The sequence below is a fragment of the Pseudomonas panipatensis genome (genome assembly GCF_900099785.1).
Lineage (GTDB): Bacteria > Pseudomonadota > Gammaproteobacteria > Pseudomonadales > Pseudomonadaceae > Pseudomonas > Pseudomonas panipatensis.
On record NZ_FNDS01000003.1, the window covers coordinates 65288 to 83194 of the forward strand.

Here is a 17907-nt window from a genome sequence, read left to right on the forward strand (position 1 = left end):
ATGGCGCTACTCTGAGAGCTATTGGTCGCGGTTTCATTTCGGTACCCCGAGTCTTTTTGCACGATCGCCGAAATTGGCGACCAATTGGGGACGTTGAATCATTTCTCGTTTCCGTGGCGCTACAAGCTATCCGTCGCATGTTCAGCTCGGCCCAGGCATGCGTATGCCGGGAAAACTCGGTGAAACCCTGAATGTCTAGGAGGTGCGTACCATGGAAAAGCCCCTCTCCGAGGATATCAGCGTCAATGTGCTACGGCGGATGAAGGAGGGTGGTTTCGACTTCGCCCGCATCCATCCGATCGACTTCTTCGCCATCTTTCCCGATGAACAGACCGCCCGTAAGGCCGCCCGACAGTTTCGCGGCGAATCCTTGAGAGCCCAGGTCGAAGCCCGCGCCGACGGTGGCTGGAACCTGCAGATCAGCAAGGTGATGTTCGCCACCCACGCCGGCATAGGCGCCTTCGAGCACGACCTGGAGGAAATCGTGGTGCCGCTCGGCGGTGTACTCGATGGCTGGGGCGTGACCCAGGAAGTTTCCGCTCTGCATCCCTGATTCATCGGCTTGTCACCCCGCCGCGCCGTTCCGGCCGGCGGTTTCCCTTCCGTCTTCCGCGCTGGCCCGCGCCACCCGCCCTGGGTGGCGCGGGTTCCGCGCGGGTACGCTGGGGGTTATGGTCGCGCGCCTTTTGCGGCAGACTGCCGCACGGAGGTGAGCATGACCGACATTCTGATTCTGACCCACGCCGATTTCTGTCCACCCGGCCACCTGGCCGCGGTGCTCGACCGTGCCGGCCTGGACTTCGAGGTGCGCCGCGCCGACCACGGCGAGCTGGACGGCTACGACCTGGAGCGACCGAAAGCGGTGGCCATCATGGGCGGGCCGATGAGCGTGAACGACGACCTGCCCTGGCTGCGCGACGAACTGGCGGCCTTGCGCCGTTTCATCGCGCGCGAGGTGCCGATGATCGGCCACTGCCTGGGCGGCCAGTTGCTGGCCAAGGCCCTGGGCGCGGCGATCCGCCACCAGGGCTACACCGAAATGGGCTGGCAGCCGATGCGCCGCCTGGCATCCGCCAGTCCCTGGCTGGCGCACCTGCCGGACGAATTCCCGATCTACCAGTGGCACGGCGATACCTTCGAGCTGCCGGACGGCGCCGAGCACCTGCTGTCGAGCCCCTGGTGCGCCAACCAGGGCTTCAGTTGGGGCGGATTCATCCTCGGCCTGCAAGGCCACCCGGAGATGACCGAGGAACTGGTCAGTGGCTGGATCAACGGCTGGCCGGAATACCTCGACCCCAGCCAGCCGAGCCAGGAAACGGCGCAGGTGATGCTCGCCGAGTTGCCGCGCAAGGTGGCCGAGCTGAACCGCGTGGCCGAGGGCTTCTACGCCCACTGGCTGAAGCTCGCGCGGCTGGCCTAGGGCGGCTGACCGCCCGTGGCCAACCGCCCGTGATTATCCGCCGCCGGCCGGGATGGCGAGAGCGGCGGCTCAGTGCTTGATCATGATGTGCCGCGCCACCGTGTAGTCCTCCAGCCCGTACATCGACAGGTCCTTGCCGTAGCCGGACTGCTTGAAGCCGCCGTGGGGCATTTCGCTGCACAGCATGAAGTGCGTGTTGACCCAGGTGCAGCCGTACTGCAGGCGCGCGGCGACCCGCGCGGCGCGGCTGACGTCGCGGGTCCAGACCGACGAGGCGAGACCGTACTCGGAGTCGTTGGCCCAGCGGATGGCTTCCTCGGCATCGCTGAACGGCGTCACCGACACCACCGGACCGAAGACTTCGCTGCGCACGATTTCATCGTCCTGTTGCGCGTTGGCCACCACCGTCGGCTGGTAGAAGAACCCATGCCCGGCAACCGGGCCGCCACCGGTGGCGATGCGGATGTGCGGGCTGGCCTTGGCCCGTTCGACGAAGCCGGAGACGCGCTCGCGCTGGCTGGCGCTGATCAGCGGGCCCAGCTCGGTGGCCGGGTCGTGCTGCTGGCCGGTCTTCAGGGTCGATACCGCGCTGGCCAGGTCGGCGACGAAGTTGTCGTAGATCTTCTTGCCGGCATAGATGCGGCAGGCCGCGGTGCAGTCCTGGCCGGCGTTGTAGAAGCCGAAGGTGCGGATGCCGGCGACCACGTCGGCCAGGTCGGCGTCGTCGAAGACGATCACCGGAGCCTTGCCGCCCAGTTCCATGTGCAGGCGTTTCACGCTGTCCGCGGCGCTGCGGATGATGGCCTTGCCGGTGCCCACCGAGCCGGTCAGCGAGACCATGCGCACCAGCGCGTGCTCGACCAGCGGGCTGCCCACCGTGGGGCCGCGGCCGCAGACGATGTTGACCACCCCGGCGGGGAGCAGCTCGGCAAGGAACTCGGCGACGCGCAGGGCGGTCAGCGGCGTCTGCTCGGACGGCTTGAGCACCACGCAGTTGCCTGCCGCCAGGGCCGGAGCGAGCTTCCAGGCGGCCATCATCAGCGGGTAGTTCCAGGGAGCGATGGAGGCGACCACGCCGACCGGGTCGCGGCGCAGCATCGAGGTGAAGCCGGGCAGGTACTCGCCGGCCGCCGAGCCGGGCAGGCAGCGGCTGGCCCCGGCGAAGAAGCGGAACACGTCGGCGATCGCCGGGATCTCGTCGTTCAGCGCGGCGCTATAAGGCTTGCCGCAGTTCAGCGATTCCAGGCCGGCCAGTTCGCCGGCGTGCGCCTCGATCTTGTCGGCCAGGCGCAGCAGGAGCATGGCGCGATCCTTGGGCGCGGTCTGCGACCAACCGTCGAAGGCCGCGTCGGCGGCGCGCACCGCCGCGTCGACCTGCGACTCGCTGGCTTCGCCGACCTGGCAGACCACCTCGCCATTGACCGGGTTGAGGATGTCCAGGACGTCGCCTTCGCCGGCGACGAGCTGGCCATTGAGCAGCAGCTTGGTTTGCATCACGGGGCCTCCGATGGAGCCTGGGAAACGCCCTCCGCGCGAAGCAAGAGGGGGCTCGGGTGGTTACGCCTGGTCACTTGCCACCCCCCGCGACATCGCTGGTTCCGCGGGTCAGGTAGTAGGCGCCGAGGATCGGCAGCATGGTCGCCAGCATCACCAGCATGGCCACCACGTTGGTAATGGGCACGTCGCGCGGGCGGGACAGCTGGTTGAGCAGCCACAGCGGCAGGGTCCGTTCGTGGCCGGCGGTGAAGGTGGTGACGATGATTTCGTCGAAGGACAGCGCGAAGGCCAGCATGCCGCCGGCCAGCAGGGCGGTGGCGATGTTCGGCAGGACCACGTAGCGGAAGGTCTGCCAGCCGTCGGCGCCAAGGTCCATGGAGGCTTCGATGAGGCTGAAGGCGGTGCGGCGGAAGCGCGCGATCACGTTGTTGTAGACGATCACCACGCAGAAGGTCGCATGGCCGATGACGATGGTCATGACGCCCGGTTCGATGCCCAGGGTCTTGAACGCCGAGAGCAGGGCGATACCGGTGATGATGCCGGGCAGGGCGATCGGCAGGATCAGCATCAGCGAGATGCCTTCCTTGCCGAAGAAGTCGCGGCGGTACAGCGCGGCGGCGGCCAGGGTGCCGAGGAGCATGGCGATCAGGGTGGCGATGCAGGCGATCTTTACCGACAGGCCGATGGCATCGAGCACGTCGCCGCGCTGGGCGACGTCGGCGAACCACTTCAGGGTGAAGCCCTGCAGCGGGAAGCTATAGGCCGACTCCTCGGTGTTGAAGGCATACAGCAGGATCACCAGGATCGGGAAGTGCAGGAACAGCAACCCGCCCCAGGCGGCCAGGCGCAGCCCCCAGGAGGCTTTCCCTTCAGAGCGCATCGAAAGCCCCCAGCCGTTTGGCGATGGACAGGTAGATGGCGATCAGCACGATCGGCACCAGGGTGAAAGAGGCGGCCAGCGGCATGTTGCCCACCGCGCCCTGCTGCACATAGACCATGGTGCCGATGAACAGCCCGCTGGGACCGATCAGCTGCGGAATGATGAAGTCGCCGAGGGTCAGGCTGAAGGTGAAGATCGAACCGGCCACCACGCCGGGGAAGGCCAGCGGCAGGATGACCAGGAAAAACGTCTGCCGTGGTTGCGCGCCGAGGTCAGCCGAGGCTTGCAGCAGCGACGGCGGCAGGCGCTCCAGGGCGGCCTGGATCGGCAGGATCATGAACGGCAGCCAGATGTAGGTGAACACCCAGAAGCGCCCCAGGTGCGAGGTGGACAGGGTATTGCCGCCGACCCAGGGCACCTCCAGCAGCAGGTTCAACGGACCGAGCAGGTGCAGCTTCTCGATCAGCCAGTAGAGGATACCGCCCTTGGCCAGGATCACCGTCCAGGCGTAGGCCTTGACGATGTAACTGGCCCACATCGGCAGCATCACCGCGATGTAGAAGAAGGCCTTTTCCTTCGGCCCGGCGAAACGCGCCATGAAATAGGCGATGGGGAAGGCCAGCACCGCGCTGGCCAGCGACACCGCGATGGCCATGCCCAGGGTGCGCAGGACGATGTCGTAGTTGGCCGGATTGAACAGTACCCGGTAGTTGGCCAGGGTCAGCTCCGGGGTCACCGCCATGGTGAAGTCGTCGAAGGTATAGAAGCTCTGCCAGAGCAGGGCGAACAGCGAGCCGATGTAGATCACGCCGAACCACAGCAGCGGCGGCACCAGCAACAGCAGCAGGTAGAGGGTGCTGCGCCGGTAGAGGAAGCTGGACAGCGCGCGCGTCGGGCTCATGGCGTCGGTTCCTCGCGCAGCGGCACCAGGGCACTGCGGGCCCAGCAGGCGCGCACCGAGTCGCCGGGTTGTGGGCGCGCCTCCTCGCGTTCGCCGTTGGGCAGCGCGGCGCTCAGCCGGCCGCCCTCGTCCAGGGCGATCTCGTAGCGGCTGTTGGCGCCCATGTACTGCACATCGACCAGGGTGCCGGTGATTTCCAGTTCACCGTCTCGCGCCTGGCCGAACCGCACATGCTCCGGCCGCAGCGACCAGGCGCCGGGGGCGCCGAGCAAGCGTTGGGCGATGGCGCCGCGCAGGACGTTGGCGGTGCCGACGAACTCGGCGACGAAGGGCGTGGCCGGCCGCATGTAGAGATTGCGCGGGGTATCGACCTGCTCGATGCGGCCCTTGTTGAACACCGCCACGCGGTCGGACATGGACAGCGCTTCGTTCTGGTCGTGGGTGACGAAGATGAAGGTGATGCCCAGTTGGCGCTGCAGCTTCTTCAGCTCCACCTGCATCTGCTCGCGCAGCTTCAGGTCCAGCGCGCCCAGGGGTTCGTCGAGCAGCAGCACGCGCGGGCGATTGACCAGGGCGCGGGCCAGGGCCACGCGTTGGCGCTGGCCGCCGGACAGCTGCGCCGGTTTGCGGCTGCCATAGTCGGCGAGGGCGACCATGCCCAGCGCTTCCTCGGCGCGCTGGAGGCGTTCGGCCTTGGCCACGCCCTTGACCTTGAGGCCATAGGCGACGTTGTCCAGCACGTTCATGTGGGGGAACAGCGCGTAGTCCTGGAACACCGTGTTCACATCGCGCTGGTAGGGTGGCAGGCCGGCGGCCTCGTGACCATGGATGCGGATGGAACCGGCGGAGGGCTGCTCGAAGCCGGCGATCAGGCGCAGGCAGGTGGTCTTGCCCGAGCCCGAGGGGCCGAGCATGGAGAAGAACTCGCCATCGGGGATTTCGATGGACACCCGGTCGACGGCTTTCACCTCGCCGTAGTGGCGGCTCACCTCGGTGAACTGGACGGCTGTGGTCATGGGGCTACTCGCGTGGCTGGTCGGCTACCTGAAAAGGTAGCGCATGGCGGCGAGGGTGCAGGCCGGGCGCTGGCGCCGGGGGCGCAGTCCGTAATGAACCACGATGAACGGCGGACAAGCGTGCAGCGCTGGCGATGGGTAGCGTTGCGCTCAACGCCATCCTACGGGGGCTGCCTGGCGCGTTGCCACGCCGATTGACAGCCCCAACCCGACTGCCTAACGTGGCCGGGCCGCCCCACAGGGCGGTGCGGGATTGGCGTCCCGGCGATTAGGAAGGCGCGAAAGCTGATGCTTGGCGCCTCGCATGGTTGCACCCACGCAATGGGTGGGCCGTGCAGGGCATCTTCGGATGCGCCGGTTCCTAATCCCGGTACGCCAACCTGTACGGTCCGCCCTCCCTGATTGGCGTCAGGACGCGGAAATCCAATCGATTAGGACGCAGCCCATGAACCCGGCAGAACTGGCTCTACTCCATCCCCTCGACGAAAACACGCCACTGGCGCTCTACGACGCCGCTCAGGCTCGTCACTCCGCCCTGCGCAACATGCTCGGTCTGCTGGCCGGCGCCCCTGACCTGGGCTCGCCTTCCGCCGAGACGCTGGGCGGTGCCCTGGCCTGCCTGGAACTCCTCGCCGTCGAAAGCGAGCACTTGTACCAGGCCGCCCAGCGCCGCGCCAAAGCGTAACGCCTGGACAGAGCGGAACGCTTCATCTGCCGCCATCGAGCGGTGGGTGATGGGTATCGCTGCGCTCAACGCCATCCTACGGGGCTACCTGGCGTGGCGGTAGGATGGGTCGAGGGCGAAGCGCGATACCCATGCGGTACGGCGGCGTGGGTATCGCAGTCTGACTGCAGGCGCTATCGGCCGCCCATGATCGCGATGTAGTCCTGGGTCCAGCGGCTGTAGGGGACGAACTTGCCGCCCTCGGCCTGCGGGGTTTTCCAGAAAGCGATCTTGTCGAACTGGTCGAAGCCGTTGGTGGCGCAGCCCTGGGCGCCGAGCAACTGGCTACCGCTGCAGCCGGCCGGCGCCGCCGGTACCGAGCCGAACCAGGCGGCGACGTCGCCCTGGACCTTGGGCTCCAGCGACCAGTTCAGCCACTTGTAGGCGCAGTTCGGGTGCTTGGCGTCGACGTGCATCATGGTGGTGTCGGCCCAGCCGGTGACGCCCTCGGCGGGTATGGTCGATGCGATCGGCTGCTTTTCGCCGACCAGGGCGTTGACCTGATAGGGCCATGAGGCGGAGGCGGCCACGCCCTCGTTCTTGAAGTCGCTCATCTGCACGGTCGCGTCATGCCAGTAGCGGTGCACCAGCGCGTGCTGGGCGCGCAGCAGCTTGAGCACCGCGGTGTACTGCTCCTCGGTGAGCTGGTAGGGGTCCTTGATGCCCAGCTTGGGCTCGGTGGCCTTCAGGTAGAGCGCGGCGTCGGCGATGTAGATCGGGCCGTCGTAGGCCTGCACGCGGCCCTTGTTGCTCTTGCCGTCGGGCAGCGACTGTTCCTTGAACACCACGCTCCAGCTCTTCGGCGCCTGCGGGAAGACCTTGGTGTTGTACATCAGTACGTTCGGCCCCCACTGGTACGGGGTGCCGTAGTGCTCGCCATTGACCGTGTGCCAGGGCGCGTCCTGCAGGCGCTTGTCGACGTTCTTCCAGTTCGGCACCAGGGCCACGTTGATCGGCTGCACGCGCTTGCCGTAGATCAGCCGCAGGGAGGCGTCGCCGGAGGCGGTGACCAGGTCGTAGCCGCCCTTGGCCATCAGGCTGACCATTTCGTCGGAGGTGGCAGCGGTCTTGACGTTGACCTTGCAGCCGCTGTCCTTCTCGAACTGGGTCACCCAGTCGTAGTTCTTGTCGCTTTCGCCGCGCTCGATGTAGCCCGGCCAGGCAATGATGTCGAGGGCGCCCTCGGACGCGCCGAGCTGCTTGAGCGCTTCGGCGGCGTGCAGGGAACCGCTGGAAAGAACGCAGGCACTGGCGAAGGCCAGGGATGCGAGTTTGAACGAAGGCATGATCGGACTCCTGTTCTGGGGTTCGGAGCCTCTGCGGCCGGACCGCGCCGGAGGTGGGCACCATGGCGACAGCGTGCGGCGCATGGCAAAAGGACACCGCTCAAGCAGCGTAGTCGTGGCATCCGGGGGCTACAAGCGCGAGGGCGGCCCCGGCCGGCCCGGCCGACGCGCCGACGCCAAATAGGGCGGCGCCCGCCCGGCGTGCGCGGAGTCTGCACCAAGCTGGGGCGTGGCGCCCGCCGCTGTTTTGCAAGTCATTGAAAAAACGGATTTTGTTGCGCTGGCACGGTGCTTGCGATGGCTAGCTCATTGCTGGCGACAAGGAGTTCGGCATGTCCCGCACTTTCTATGACGAGATGTACGATGCCAACGGCCAGTGCCGGACGCATTACCGGGAATTCGCTCGCTGGCTGGGCGGCGCGCCGCCCGAGCTGCTGGCCCAGCGGCGCCGCGAGGCCGACCTGCTGTTCCACCGCGCCGGCATCACCTTCACCCTGTATGGCGACGAGCAGGGCACCGAGCGCCTGATCCCCTTCGACACCATCCCGCGCAGCATCCCGATGAGCGAATGGCGGGTGGTGGAGCGGGGCTGCATCCAGCGGGTGCGCGCGCTGAACATGTTCCTCGCCGACCTCTACCATGAGCAGCGCATCATCAAGGCCGGGGTGATCCCGGCGGAGCAGGTGCTGGCCAACGAGGGCTACCAGATCGCCATGCAGGGCCTGGACCTGCACCGCGACCTCTATGCGCACATCGCCGGGGTCGACCTGGTGCGCGACGCCGACGGCAGCTACTACGTACTGGAAGACAACCTGCGCACCCCCAGCGGCGTCAGCTACATGCTCGAAGACCGCAAGATGATGATGCGTTTGTTCCCCGAGCTGTTCTCCGCCCAGCGCATCGCGCCCATCGACCATTACCCGAACCTGCTGTTGGAAACCCTGCGCAGTTCCAGCCCGCTGGACAACCCCAGCGTGGTGGTGCTGACGCCGGGCCGCTTCAACAGCGCCTACTTCGAGCACGCCTTCCTGGCGCGCGAAATGGGCGTCGAGCTGGTCGAGGGGGCCGACCTGTTCGTCCGCGACGAGCGCGTCTACATGCGCACCACCGCCGGCCCGCGTCCGGTGGACGTGATCTACCGGCGCCTCGACGACGCCTTCCTCGACCCCCTGGCCTTCAATCCCGAATCCATGCTCGGCGTGCCCGGCCTGCTGGCCGCCTACCGCGCCGGCAACGTGGTGCTGGCCAACGCCATCGGCACCGGGGTGGCCGACGACAAGTCGATCTACCCCTATGTCGGCGACATGGTGCGCTTCTACCTGAGCGAGGAGCCGATCCTGAAGAACGTGCCGACCTGGCAGTGCCGCAAGCCCGAGGAACTGTCCCATGTGCTGGCCCACCTGCCGGAGCTGGTGGTCAAGGAAACCCAGGGCTCCGGCGGCTACGGCATGCTGGTCGGCCCGGCGGCCACGGCCAAGGAGATCGAAGACTTCCGCGAGCGCCTCAAGGCCCGCCCGCATGCCTACATCGCCCAGCCGACGCTGAGCCTGTCGACCTGCCCGACCTACGTCGACAGCGGCATCGCGCCGCGCCATATCGACCTGCGCCCCTTCGTCCTCTCCGGGCGCGAGACGCGCCTGGTGCCCGGCGGCCTGACCCGCGTGGCGCTGCGCGAAGGCTCGCTTGTCGTCAATTCGTCACAGGGTGGCGGTACCAAGGACACCTGGGTGGTGGAGGACTGACATGCTTTCGAGAACTGCCGCCGACCTGTACTGGATGTCGCGCTACCTGGAGCGCGCCGAGAACCTCGCGCGCATGCTCGACGTCAGCTATTCGCTGTCGCTGATGCCGCAGGACGGCCGTGGCGATGGCCTCGACGAACTGGCCATGCCGCTGCTGATCACCGGCACCATGGACGAATACCTGACCCGCCACGGGCAAATGCACGCCGAGCGCATGCTGCATTTCTTCGCCCTCGACGCGAGCAACCCGGCGAGCATCTACTGCTGCCTGCAGGCCGCCCGAGGCAACGCCCACGCGGTGCGCGGGCGGATCACCGCGGACATCTGGGAGAACATCAACGCCACCTGGCTGGAGATGCGCAGCATCGCCCAGGAAGGGCTCGGCCGCTACGGCATCAGCCGTTTCTGCGAGTGGGTCAAGGAGCGCTCGCACCTGTTCCGCGGCGCGACCTACGGCACCATCATGCGCGGCGAAGCCTACAGCTTCATCCGCCTCGGCACCTTCATCGAGCGTGCCGACAACACCTTGCGCCTGCTCGATGCGCGCTACGAAATGCTCGGCGAGGAAGCCGAAGAGGTCAGCGACAGCTCGGCGCGCGGCTACTACCAGTGGAGCGCCTTGCTCCGCGCGCTGTCCTCCTTCGAGGCCTACAACGAGATCTATCGCGGTTCGCCGGGCGCCCGCCAGGTCTCCGAGCTGCTTCTGCTGCGCGCCGAGGCGCCGCGCTCGCTGCGTTCCTGCACCGAAGAGCTGAACACCATCCTCGCCGCGCTGCCGGGCGACAACGGCCGTCCGGCGCAGCGTCTGGCCGCCGAGCTGGACGCGCGGCTGCGCTACACGGCGATCGACGAAATCCTCGGTGAAGGGCTGCACGCCTGGCTCACCGACTTCATCCTGCTGGTTCGCCAGTTGGCCAGGGCTATTCACAGCTCCTACCTGGAGGTCGTATGAAACTCTCCATCAGCCACGACACTACCTACCGCTACGACGACCTGGTGCGCGCGAGCATCCAGTACCTGCGCCTGACGCCCCAGGAAAGCGAGCGCCAGCACGTGCTCAGCTGGGAACTGACCCTGCCGCGCCCGGCGCGCGCCCAGCGCGACCCCTACGGCAACGTGCTGCACGTGCTGAGCATCGACGAGCCGCACGAGGCCATCGTCATCCGCGCCCGCGGCCAGGTGGAAATCGACGAAAGCCGCGAGTTGGAGCACGACGGCCAGTCGCCATTGCCGTTCCTGCGCTTCACCCGCCTGACCACCCCGGACGAGGCGCTGCGCGCCTTCGCCGCCAGCCAGTGCGCGGGGCAGCGTGACCGCGCCGCACTGATTGGCCTGATGCAGGCGCTGCACGAGCGCATGCCGTTCCGCCCCGGCGCGACCCGTGTCGACAGCACCGCCGCGGAAGCCTTTGCCGGCGGCGCCGGGGTCTGCCAGGACCACACCCATGCTTTCCTCGCCTGCGCCCGCAGCCTTGGCGTGCCGGCGCGCTTCGTCTCCGGCTACCTCTACCAGGGCAGCGACCAGGACCTGGCCAGCCACGCCTGGGCCGAGGCCTGGCTGGACGACGCCTGGTACAGCTTCGACGTGACCAACCAGTTGGCGCGCCCGGAACGCCATCTCAAGCTGGCGGTGGGCCTGGACTACCTGGATGCCTGCCCGGTGCGCGGCATGCGCCGGGGCGGTGGCATGGGCGAGCAGATGCATGCGCGCGTCGAGGCGCCGCCCTTGCTGCGCGGCCAACAATAAGAACCGCGCTGCGGTGGCTGGGCCGGCGTAGCGCGCCTCAGCCGCCGCGGCGGATCGCCGGCAATGCCCGCACGGGAAGGCTCCCATGACCTACTGCGTCGCCATGTGCCTGGCCGACGGCCTGGTGTTCGTGTCCGACTCGCGGACCAACGCCGGCATCGACCAGATTTCCACCTTCCGCAAGCTGTTCACCTTCGGCGTCAGCGGCGAACGCCTGATCGTCCTGCAGTGCGCCGGCAACCTGGCCACCTCGCAATCGGTGATCAACCTGCTCAAGCAGCGCCTGGACGGCGCCACGCCCAACCTCGACAGCGTGCCGACCCTGTACGACGCCACCGCCCTGGTGGCGCAGACCGTCCGCGAAGTGGTCGCCCGCGACGCCGTGGCCCTGGCGGGCAACACCGACCTGAGCTGTTCGTTCCTGGTCGGCGGGCAGATCGTCGGCGCGGCGCCCGAGCTGTACAGCATCTATCCGCAGGGCAACTTCATTCAGGCCACCGAGGACACGCCCTTCCTGCAGTTGGGCGAGAGCAAGTACGGCAAGCCGATCCTCGACCGCAACCTGCAATTCGACACCCGCCTGGAAGAGGCCCTGCGCTGTGCGCTGGTGTCCTTCGACTCGACCATTCGCAGCAATCTGTCGGTGGGCATGCCGCTGGACCTGCTGGTCTATCACCGCGACAGCCTGATCCTGCCGGCCGGCTACCGTGTCACCGAAGACGACGCCTATTTCGCCAAGGTGCGCCGGCAATGGTCGCTCGGCCTGCACGAGCTGCTCGGCCAACTGCCGGCGCCACCGAGCGAGTACAACGTCTAGCACGCATCGCGCTGGCCGGCCCGGCAACGGACTCAGCCGCGCTTCTGCGCCATGTGCTTGAGGTAGCCGACCAACTGGTCCAGCTCCTGGTCGCTGAGGTTGGCCTTGGCGAACCCCGGCATCTTCGCCTGCGGCCAGTGGCGCAGGCTCTGCGGATCGCGGATGTACAGCTTGAGGTAACCGTCGGCGAAGTATTCGGTGGGGCTGTGCGGCTGGTTCAGGTCGGGGCCGAACTGGGCATCACCGGCGCCATTCAGGCGGTGGCAGGCCAGGCAGTGCTTCTGGAACAGGGCGAAACCCTGTTGCACGTCGTTGCCGGCGTCGGCATCGGGCAGCAGGGCGGGGAAGCGTTCGGCGACCGACGGCAGGTAGCGCAGGCTGGCCACTTGGAACGGCCACTGCTCGGGGCTGATGCGCGAGGCCTGTGGGTCGGTCCAGACCAGGTAGAAGGGCCCGGCGGACGGCTTGCCCGCGGCCAGCGGCGGCCATGGCTGGGTGCTTTCCTCGATGGCCAGCCAGGCGCGTGCGCCCTGGGTCTGCAGCAGGGCGGCGGCGGGCAGCTCGGCGGCGAAACCATCCAGCGCCACCGCCTGCAGGTGGGCGTCGGGCGTCACGCCGCTCAACAGGCTGGCCAGGGGCACGGCGCGATAGTGCATGGTCCGGTGGTAGGACACATCGTCCGGCACCTCGATCTCGCGCACCTGCGGGTTGGCCAGCAGCTCGGCGCTGCTCAGCGTGCGCTTGCCGGAGGGCAGCTCCAGGGTCAGGTCAGCGGCGAAGGCAGGGGTACACAGCAGCAACAGCGTGAGCAGGGTGGTACGCATGGGGCGGGCTCCGGCGAGTGGGGCAACGAAAATAGCAGATCGTTGCATCGTCGCAGAGCGCTGCCCGCGCTGCGTTGACCGTGGCGAACGGATGGTCGCCCGCGGTTCGCAGCGGCAGGCAGTGGCGTGGGCCTAGCCGATCAGACGGCTGAGATTGGGAATGATCAGGACGACGGTAGTGACGAAGACGATCAGGCTGGCCTGCCGCCATTTCTTCGGTTGTTGTTCCATGATGCTTTCCGCCTTTCTTGTTTTTGGCGTGGCCCCGCAGCGCCCTTACGGCCCGACGCTGGAGGTGGCATGCCCTGGCTTTTCATCGCTGGCCACCCCGGCAAAACCCGGCGGCGGCGTCCCTTGCAGAGACTGCAAGAAGTGAGTCTAAGCCCCGGCTGGCGCGGGCTTAGACGATCTGGCAACAAGTCTCGCGAAGCCAGGCTAATTCCCTCTATATGACAGCGGCGTGACGGCTCTGGCGTGCGGCTCGACCGTTCGTCCGCAGGCCCGCCCGGGCCGCGCCAGAGCCATCGCCGGGCATGCCGTCGGTCGGCGCGGCTGAGCGCGGCGGTCAATGGCGCTGAGCGATCCGGTCATTGCTCCGCGGCCCGTGGCGGCTAAGGTAAGCCCCACACGCGCCTGCGTGACCGCTACGCCAAGAGAGAACGCCATGACTGAAGCATTGATTTTCGACGCGGTGCGCACGCCCCGCGGCAAGGGCAAGAAGGACGGCTCGCTGTACAGCGTCAAGCCGGTCAACCTGATCGCCGGCCTGTTGCGCGCGGTGCAGCAGCGCAACCAACTGGACACCGCCCAGGTCGACGACATCGTCCTCGGCTGCGTGACGCCGGTGGGCGACCAGGGCGCCGACATCGCCAAGACCGCCGCGCTGGTGGCGGATTGGGACGAGCAGGTGGCGGGCGTGCAGATCAACCGCTTCTGCGCCTCGGGCCTGGAGGCGGTCAACCTCGGCGCGATGAAGGTGCGCTCCGGCTTCGAGGACCTGGTGCTGGTCGGTGGCGTCGAGTCCATGTCGCGCGTGCCCATGGGGTCCGACGGCGGCGCCTGGGCGATGGACCCGGAAACCAACCTGCACACCCACTTCGTGCCCCAGGGCATCGGCGCCGACCTGATCGCCACCCTGGAGGGCTTCAGCCGCGCCGACGTCGACGCCTTCGCCCTGCGCTCCCAGCAGAAGGCCGCCAAGGCGCGCGCCGAAGGACGCTTCGCCAGGTCGCTGGTGCCGGTGACCGAGCAGAACGGCATCGTTCTGCTCGACCACGACGAATTCATTCGCGCCGACTCCAGCCTCGAAGGCCTCGGCGCGCTCAAGCCGAGCTTCGAAATGATGGGGCAGATGGGCTTCGACGCCAGCGCCCTGCGCAAGTACAGCCAGGTCGAACGCATCGAGCACGTGCACACCCCCGGCAACAGCTCGGGGATCGTCGACGGCGCCGCCGCCATGCTCATCGGCTCCGCGGCCAAGGGCCGCGAACTGGGCCTGACGCCGCGCGCGCGCATCGTCGCCGGCGCGGTGACCGGCAGCGACCCCACCATCATGCTCACCGGCCCGGCGCCGGCCACCCGCAAGGCCCTGGCCAAGGCCGGCCTGCGCGTCGACGACATCGACCTGTTCGAGGTCAACGAAGCCTTCGCCTCGGTGGTGATGAAGTTCATGAAGGACATGGGCGTGGCCGAGAGCAAGGTCAACGTCAATGGCGGCGCCATCGCCATGGGCCACCCGCTGGGCGCCACCGGCTGCATGATCCTCGGCACCCTGCTCGACGAACTGGAGCGGCGCAACCTGCGCTACGGCCTGGCCACCCTCTGCGTGGGCGGTGGCATGGGCATCGCCACCATCATCGAACGCATCTGAGCCGTCGGAGGGCGAGCGCACACGCCGCCCCTCCGACCAGCCATCTCCTTTGGGATGAGAAGAAATGACTGACGCCATCCGCTACGAAAAAGGCCCGGACAACATCGTCGTCCTGACCATGGACATGCCCGGCCAGAGCGCCAACACCATGAACTCGGCCTACCGCGAGGCCATGGCCGCCACCATCGCGCGCCTGGAGGCCGAGAAGGACGGCATCGCCGGGGTGATCGTTACCTCGGCGAAGAAGACCTTCTTCGCCGGCGGCGACCTCAACGAACTGATCCAGGTGAGCAAGGCCGATGCCCAGCGCTTCTACGCCGGCGTCCTCGACCTGAAGAGCCAGCTGCGCCGCCTGGAAACCCTCGGCAAGCCGGTGGTGGCGGCGATCAACGGCGCGGCCCTGGGCGGCGGCTGGGAAATCTGCCTGGCCTGCCAGCATCGCATCGCCCTGAATGAGAGCCACGTGCAGCTCGGCCTGCCGGAAGTCACCCTCGGCCTGCTGCCCGGCGGTGGCGGGGTGGTGCGCATGGTGCGCCTGCTTGGTCTGGAGAAGGCCCTGCCATACCTCGCCGAAGGCAAGAAAGTGCGCCCGGAGCAGGCGCTCAAGGCGGGCCTGATCCAGCAACTGGCCAGTGACCGCGAGGACATGCTGGCCAAGGCCCGCGCCTGGATCGCCGCCAATCCCGAGGCCAAGCAGCCGTGGGACAGCGCCGGCTACAAGATGCCCGGCGGCACGCCATCCAGCCCCAACGTGGCGCAGATGCTGGCCATCGCCCCCTCGGTGCTGCGCGACAAGACCAAGGGCTGCTTCCCGGCGCCGGAGAAGATCCTCTGCGCGGCGGTGGAGGGCGCCCAGGTCGATTTCGACACCGCGCAACTGATCGAGGCGCGCTATTTCACCGAGCTGGTCACCGGCCAGGTGGCGAAGAACATGATCGGCACCTTCTGGTTCCAGCTCAACGAGATCAACGCCGGCAAGTCGCGGCCGCAGGGCTATCCGCGCTACGCGACGAACAAGGTCGGCGTGCTCGGCGCCGGCATGATGGGCGCCGGCATCGCCTATGTGTCGGCGGCCGCCGGTATCGAGGTGGTGCTCAAGGACGTTTCCCTGGACGCCGCGGAGAAGGGCAAGGCCTACTCGGCCGGGCTGCTCGACAAGAAGGTCGGCCGTGGCCAGATGAGCGCCGAACAGCGCGATGCCGTGCTCGCCCGCATCGAGCCCAGCGCCAGCGACGCCGACTTCGCGGGTTGCGACCTGATCATCGAAGCGGTGTTCGAAGACCGCGCGCTCAAGGGCAAGGTCAGCGCCGCCGCGGAAAGCGCTGCGCTGCCCGACGCGGTGATCGCCTCCAACACCTCGACCCTGCCGATCACCGGCCTGGCCCAGGCGGTGGCGCAGCCGCAGAAATTCATCGGCCTGCACTTCTTCAGCCCGGTGGACAAGATGCCGCTGGTGGAAATCATCCGTGGCGAGAAGACCGACGACGCCACCCTGGCGCGCGCCTTCGACTATGTCCTGCAAATCAAGAAGACCCCGATCGTGGTCAACGACAGCCGTGGTTTCTTCACCTCGCGGGTGTTCGGCACCTTCACCAACGAAGGCATCGCCATGCTCGGCGAGGGCGTCTCGGCGGCGATGATCGAGAACCAGGCGCGCCAGGCCGGCATGCCGGTGGGCCCGCTGGCGATCAGCGACGAAGTCGCGCTGAGCCTGATGAGCCACATCCGCGAGCAGACCCGCAAGGACCTCGAAGCCGAAGCCAAGCCACTGCCGCAGCACCCGGCGTTCGCCGTCATCGACCTGATGCTCAACGAGTACAAACGCCCAGGCAAGGCCGCCGGTGGCGGCTTCTACGAGTACCCGGCGAACGGCAAGAAGCACCTGTGGCCGGCACTCAAGCAGCGCTTCGAGAAGGCCGACGCGCAGATTCCGCCGGAGGACGTGCGTGATCGCATCCTCTTCATCCAGGCCATCGAAACGGTGCGCTGCGTGGAGGAGGGCGTACTGCTGTCCACCGCCGACGCCAACATCGGTTCGATCTTCGGCATCGGCTTCGCCGCCTGGAGCGGCGGCGCACTGCAGTTCATCAACCAGTACGGCCTGAAGGACTTCATCGCCCGCGCCCAGTACCTGGCCGAGCAATACGGCGAACGCTTCGAGCCACCGGCGCTGCTGCTGGAAAAGGCCGCCAGGGGAGAGCACTTCTGAACCTGGCCGACTGAATGCCGGGGCCGGCCCGCAAGGGCCGGCTTTTCAGCTTGCCACGGGTGCATCGGCGGGTAGGATGGGGCACAACGCGTCGCCGAATGGATATCAGCCAATGCCCAAGGATTCCCTACCAGCCCTGCTGATCATCGACATGCAGCAAGGCATGCGCGACACCCCAGCCCCTCGCAACAATCCCCATGCGGAACAACGCATCGCCCACGTGCTCGCCGCCTGGCGTGCTGCCGGCGCGCCGGTGGTGCACGTGCGGCATATCTCGCGTACGCCCGGCTCGCCATTCTGGCCGGGGCAGCCGGGCGCGGCCTTCCAGGCCGACTTCACGCCGCTGGCCCATGAACATGTGCAGGAAAAGAACGTACCCGATGCCTTCATCCATAGCGGTCTGGAGCGCTGGCTGCGGGTGCGTGGCATCGAAGCGCTGGTGATCGTCGGCGTCAGCACCAACAACTCGGTCGAGGCGACCGCGCGTAGCGCCGGCAACCTGGGCTTGTGCACCTATGTGTTGGCCGATGCCTGCTTCGCCTTCGACAAGCGCGATTACCACGGGACCCTGCGCTGTGCCGATGACGTCCACGCCATGGCGCTGGCCAATCTGCAGGGCGAGTACGCCGAGATTCTCGATAGCCGACAGGCCCTGGCGTTGCTGGAATGATCGGCGCCCGCCTGCGTAACGCCGGGCCGCATGGGTGGAGCCCCGGGTCTACCGGGTTGCAATAAGCGGTTCGCCAAGCCCACACGGTCTGCCTCCCGGGGTTGATGACGATTGGGTGCGCCATTGCTTCAAGCGAACCCTGGCTGACGGCCGGAGGCGTCGCTGCGGGCTGCCAGCCGCTAGGCGGGGAAGGGCGGCGCGCCGTTGATGCGGCGCGCGTTTTCGGGTATTTCCCCTGAAATTCCATGCCAAGGGGAAGATTTGCCATCTTGTCTCGTGAAAAAACAGTGTGTAGTTTTCACGGG

Annotated in this window: 16 protein-coding genes; 10 read left to right on the forward strand and 6 right to left on the reverse strand. The window is 67.4% G+C overall.

Annotated features, from left to right (window positions below; genetic code table 11):
• The first annotated feature begins 211 nt into the window (after nucleotides 1–211).
• On the forward strand, nucleotides 212–553 hold the full coding sequence (locus BLQ74_RS08175) for a ribonuclease E inhibitor RraB (RefSeq protein ID WP_090262064.1): 342 nt from the start codon (nucleotides 212–214) through the stop codon (nucleotides 551–553).
• A gap of 162 nt (nucleotides 554–715) precedes the next feature.
• Nucleotides 716–1420: a type 1 glutamine amidotransferase gene (locus BLQ74_RS08180; protein WP_090262065.1), complete on the forward strand. Its 705-nt coding sequence runs from the start codon at nucleotides 716–718 to the stop codon at nucleotides 1418–1420.
• A gap of 69 nt (nucleotides 1421–1489) precedes the next feature.
• On the opposite strand, the gene BLQ74_RS08185 is transcribed toward BLQ74_RS08180, so the two are convergent.
• The 4 genes from BLQ74_RS08185 to BLQ74_RS08200 all read right to left on the reverse strand — a co-directional run bounded on the left by BLQ74_RS08185 (nucleotide 1490) and on the right by BLQ74_RS08200 (nucleotide 5714).
• Complete coding sequence (locus BLQ74_RS08185; RefSeq protein WP_090262066.1) at nucleotides 1490–2914, reverse strand: gamma-aminobutyraldehyde dehydrogenase; 1425 nt, start codon at nucleotides 2912–2914, stop codon at nucleotides 1490–1492.
• 73 nt (nucleotides 2915–2987) lie between these two features.
• Nucleotides 2988–3797, reverse strand: coding sequence for an ABC transporter permease (locus BLQ74_RS08190; protein WP_090262067.1), 810 nt, complete (start codon nucleotides 3795–3797; stop codon nucleotides 2988–2990).
• Nucleotides 3787–4698, reverse strand: coding sequence for an ABC transporter permease (locus BLQ74_RS08195; RefSeq protein WP_090262068.1), 912 nt, complete (start codon nucleotides 4696–4698; stop codon nucleotides 3787–3789). The genes BLQ74_RS08190 and BLQ74_RS08195 overlap by 11 nt, the downstream gene beginning before the upstream one ends.
• Entirely contained in the window at nucleotides 4695–5714 is a 1020-nt protein-coding gene (locus BLQ74_RS08200; RefSeq protein ID WP_090262069.1) for an ABC transporter ATP-binding protein, read from the reverse strand. Before BLQ74_RS08200 ends, BLQ74_RS08195 begins: the two co-directional genes overlap by 4 nt.
• 445 nt (nucleotides 5715–6159) lie before the next feature.
• Here BLQ74_RS08200 and BLQ74_RS08205 point away from each other — a divergent pair, with 445 nt between their 5' ends.
• Nucleotides 6160–6399, forward strand: a complete 240-nt coding sequence (locus BLQ74_RS08205; RefSeq protein WP_090262070.1) for a hypothetical protein — start codon at nucleotides 6160–6162, stop codon at nucleotides 6397–6399.
• A 173-nt stretch (nucleotides 6400–6572) separates the two neighbouring features.
• On the opposite strand, the gene ydcS is transcribed toward BLQ74_RS08205, so the two are convergent.
• A complete protein-coding gene (gene ydcS / locus BLQ74_RS08210) occupies nucleotides 6573–7724 on the reverse strand; it encodes a putative ABC transporter substrate-binding protein YdcS (protein ID WP_090262071.1) in 1152 nt (383 codons plus the stop codon).
• A gap of 332 nt (nucleotides 7725–8056) precedes the next feature.
• Between ydcS and BLQ74_RS08215 the strand changes: the two genes are divergently transcribed.
• From BLQ74_RS08215 to BLQ74_RS08230, 4 genes are all read left to right on the forward strand, one after another.
• The gene (locus tag BLQ74_RS08215) at nucleotides 8057–9466 is read left to right on the forward strand and encodes a circularly permuted type 2 ATP-grasp protein (RefSeq protein ID WP_090262072.1); all 1410 of its coding nucleotides are present in this window, start codon (nucleotides 8057–8059) and stop codon (nucleotides 9464–9466) included.
• A gap of 1 nt (nucleotide 9467) precedes the next feature.
• On the forward strand, nucleotides 9468–10418 hold the full coding sequence (locus tag BLQ74_RS08220; protein ID WP_090262073.1) for an alpha-E domain-containing protein: 951 nt from the start codon (nucleotides 9468–9470) through the stop codon (nucleotides 10416–10418).
• Nucleotides 10415–11212 (forward strand): transglutaminase family protein, encoded by a 798-nt coding sequence (locus BLQ74_RS08225; protein WP_090262074.1) that lies wholly within the window; start codon nucleotides 10415–10417, stop codon nucleotides 11210–11212. Before BLQ74_RS08220 ends, BLQ74_RS08225 begins: the two co-directional genes overlap by 4 nt.
• Before the next feature lie 85 nt (nucleotides 11213–11297).
• Nucleotides 11298–12029 (forward strand): proteasome-type protease, encoded by a 732-nt coding sequence (locus tag BLQ74_RS08230; RefSeq protein ID WP_090262075.1) that lies wholly within the window; start codon nucleotides 11298–11300, stop codon nucleotides 12027–12029.
• Nucleotides 12030–12061: 32 nt separating this feature from the next.
• Here BLQ74_RS08230 and BLQ74_RS08235 read toward each other — a convergent pair whose 3' ends face one another.
• Nucleotides 12062–12853, reverse strand: a complete 792-nt coding sequence (locus BLQ74_RS08235) for a c-type cytochrome (RefSeq protein ID WP_090262076.1) — start codon at nucleotides 12851–12853, stop codon at nucleotides 12062–12064.
• A gap of 664 nt (nucleotides 12854–13517) precedes the next feature.
• Between BLQ74_RS08235 and BLQ74_RS08240 the strand changes: the two genes are divergently transcribed.
• The 3 genes from BLQ74_RS08240 (at nucleotide 13518) to BLQ74_RS08250 (ending at nucleotide 17602) form a co-directional block, all read left to right on the forward strand.
• Nucleotides 13518–14723, forward strand: coding sequence for an acetyl-CoA C-acetyltransferase (locus BLQ74_RS08240; RefSeq protein ID WP_090262077.1), 1206 nt, complete (start codon nucleotides 13518–13520; stop codon nucleotides 14721–14723).
• 64 nt (nucleotides 14724–14787) lie between these two features.
• The gene (locus tag BLQ74_RS08245; protein ID WP_090262078.1) at nucleotides 14788–16932 is read left to right on the forward strand and encodes a 3-hydroxyacyl-CoA dehydrogenase NAD-binding domain-containing protein; all 2145 of its coding nucleotides are present in this window, start codon (nucleotides 14788–14790) and stop codon (nucleotides 16930–16932) included.
• Between the two features lie 112 nt (nucleotides 16933–17044).
• Nucleotides 17045–17602: a cysteine hydrolase family protein gene (locus BLQ74_RS08250; protein WP_090262079.1), complete on the forward strand. Its 558-nt coding sequence runs from the start codon at nucleotides 17045–17047 to the stop codon at nucleotides 17600–17602.
• Nucleotides 17603–17907: the final 305 nt, after the last annotated feature.

Excerpts from the sequence above, each read along its gene's own strand:
- BLQ74_RS08205 (WP_090262070.1), top strand. The coding sequence starts at position 6,160 with ATGAACCCGGCAGAACTGGCTCTACTCCATCCCCTCGACGAAAACACG.
- BLQ74_RS08180 (WP_090262065.1), top strand. The coding sequence starts at position 716 with ATGACCGACATTCTGATTCTGACCCACGCCGATTTCTGTCCACCCGGC.
- BLQ74_RS08200 (WP_090262069.1), bottom strand. The coding sequence starts at position 5,714 with ATGACCACAGCCGTCCAGTTCACCGAGGTGAGCCGCCACTACGGCGAG.
- BLQ74_RS08225 (WP_090262074.1), top strand. The coding sequence starts at position 10,415 with ATGAAACTCTCCATCAGCCACGACACTACCTACCGCTACGACGACCTG.
- BLQ74_RS08175 (WP_090262064.1), top strand. The coding sequence starts at position 212 with ATGGAAAAGCCCCTCTCCGAGGATATCAGCGTCAATGTGCTACGGCGG.
- BLQ74_RS08195 (WP_090262068.1), bottom strand. The coding sequence starts at position 4,698 with ATGAGCCCGACGCGCGCGCTGTCCAGCTTCCTCTACCGGCGCAGCACC.
- BLQ74_RS08240 (WP_090262077.1), top strand. The coding sequence starts at position 13,518 with ATGACTGAAGCATTGATTTTCGACGCGGTGCGCACGCCCCGCGGCAAG.
- BLQ74_RS08185 (WP_090262066.1), bottom strand. The coding sequence starts at position 2,914 with ATGCAAACCAAGCTGCTGCTCAATGGCCAGCTCGTCGCCGGCGAAGGC.
- BLQ74_RS08190 (WP_090262067.1), bottom strand. The coding sequence starts at position 3,797 with ATGCGCTCTGAAGGGAAAGCCTCCTGGGGGCTGCGCCTGGCCGCCTGG.
- BLQ74_RS08220 (WP_090262073.1), top strand. The coding sequence starts at position 9,468 with ATGCTTTCGAGAACTGCCGCCGACCTGTACTGGATGTCGCGCTACCTG.
- BLQ74_RS08230 (WP_090262075.1), top strand. The coding sequence starts at position 11,298 with ATGACCTACTGCGTCGCCATGTGCCTGGCCGACGGCCTGGTGTTCGTG.
- BLQ74_RS08245 (WP_090262078.1), top strand. The coding sequence starts at position 14,788 with ATGACTGACGCCATCCGCTACGAAAAAGGCCCGGACAACATCGTCGTC.
- BLQ74_RS08235 (WP_090262076.1), bottom strand. The coding sequence starts at position 12,853 with ATGCGTACCACCCTGCTCACGCTGTTGCTGCTGTGTACCCCTGCCTTC.
- ydcS (WP_090262071.1), bottom strand. The coding sequence starts at position 7,724 with ATGCCTTCGTTCAAACTCGCATCCCTGGCCTTCGCCAGTGCCTGCGTT.
- BLQ74_RS08215 (WP_090262072.1), top strand. The coding sequence starts at position 8,057 with ATGTCCCGCACTTTCTATGACGAGATGTACGATGCCAACGGCCAGTGC.
- BLQ74_RS08250 (WP_090262079.1), top strand. The coding sequence starts at position 17,045 with ATGCCCAAGGATTCCCTACCAGCCCTGCTGATCATCGACATGCAGCAA.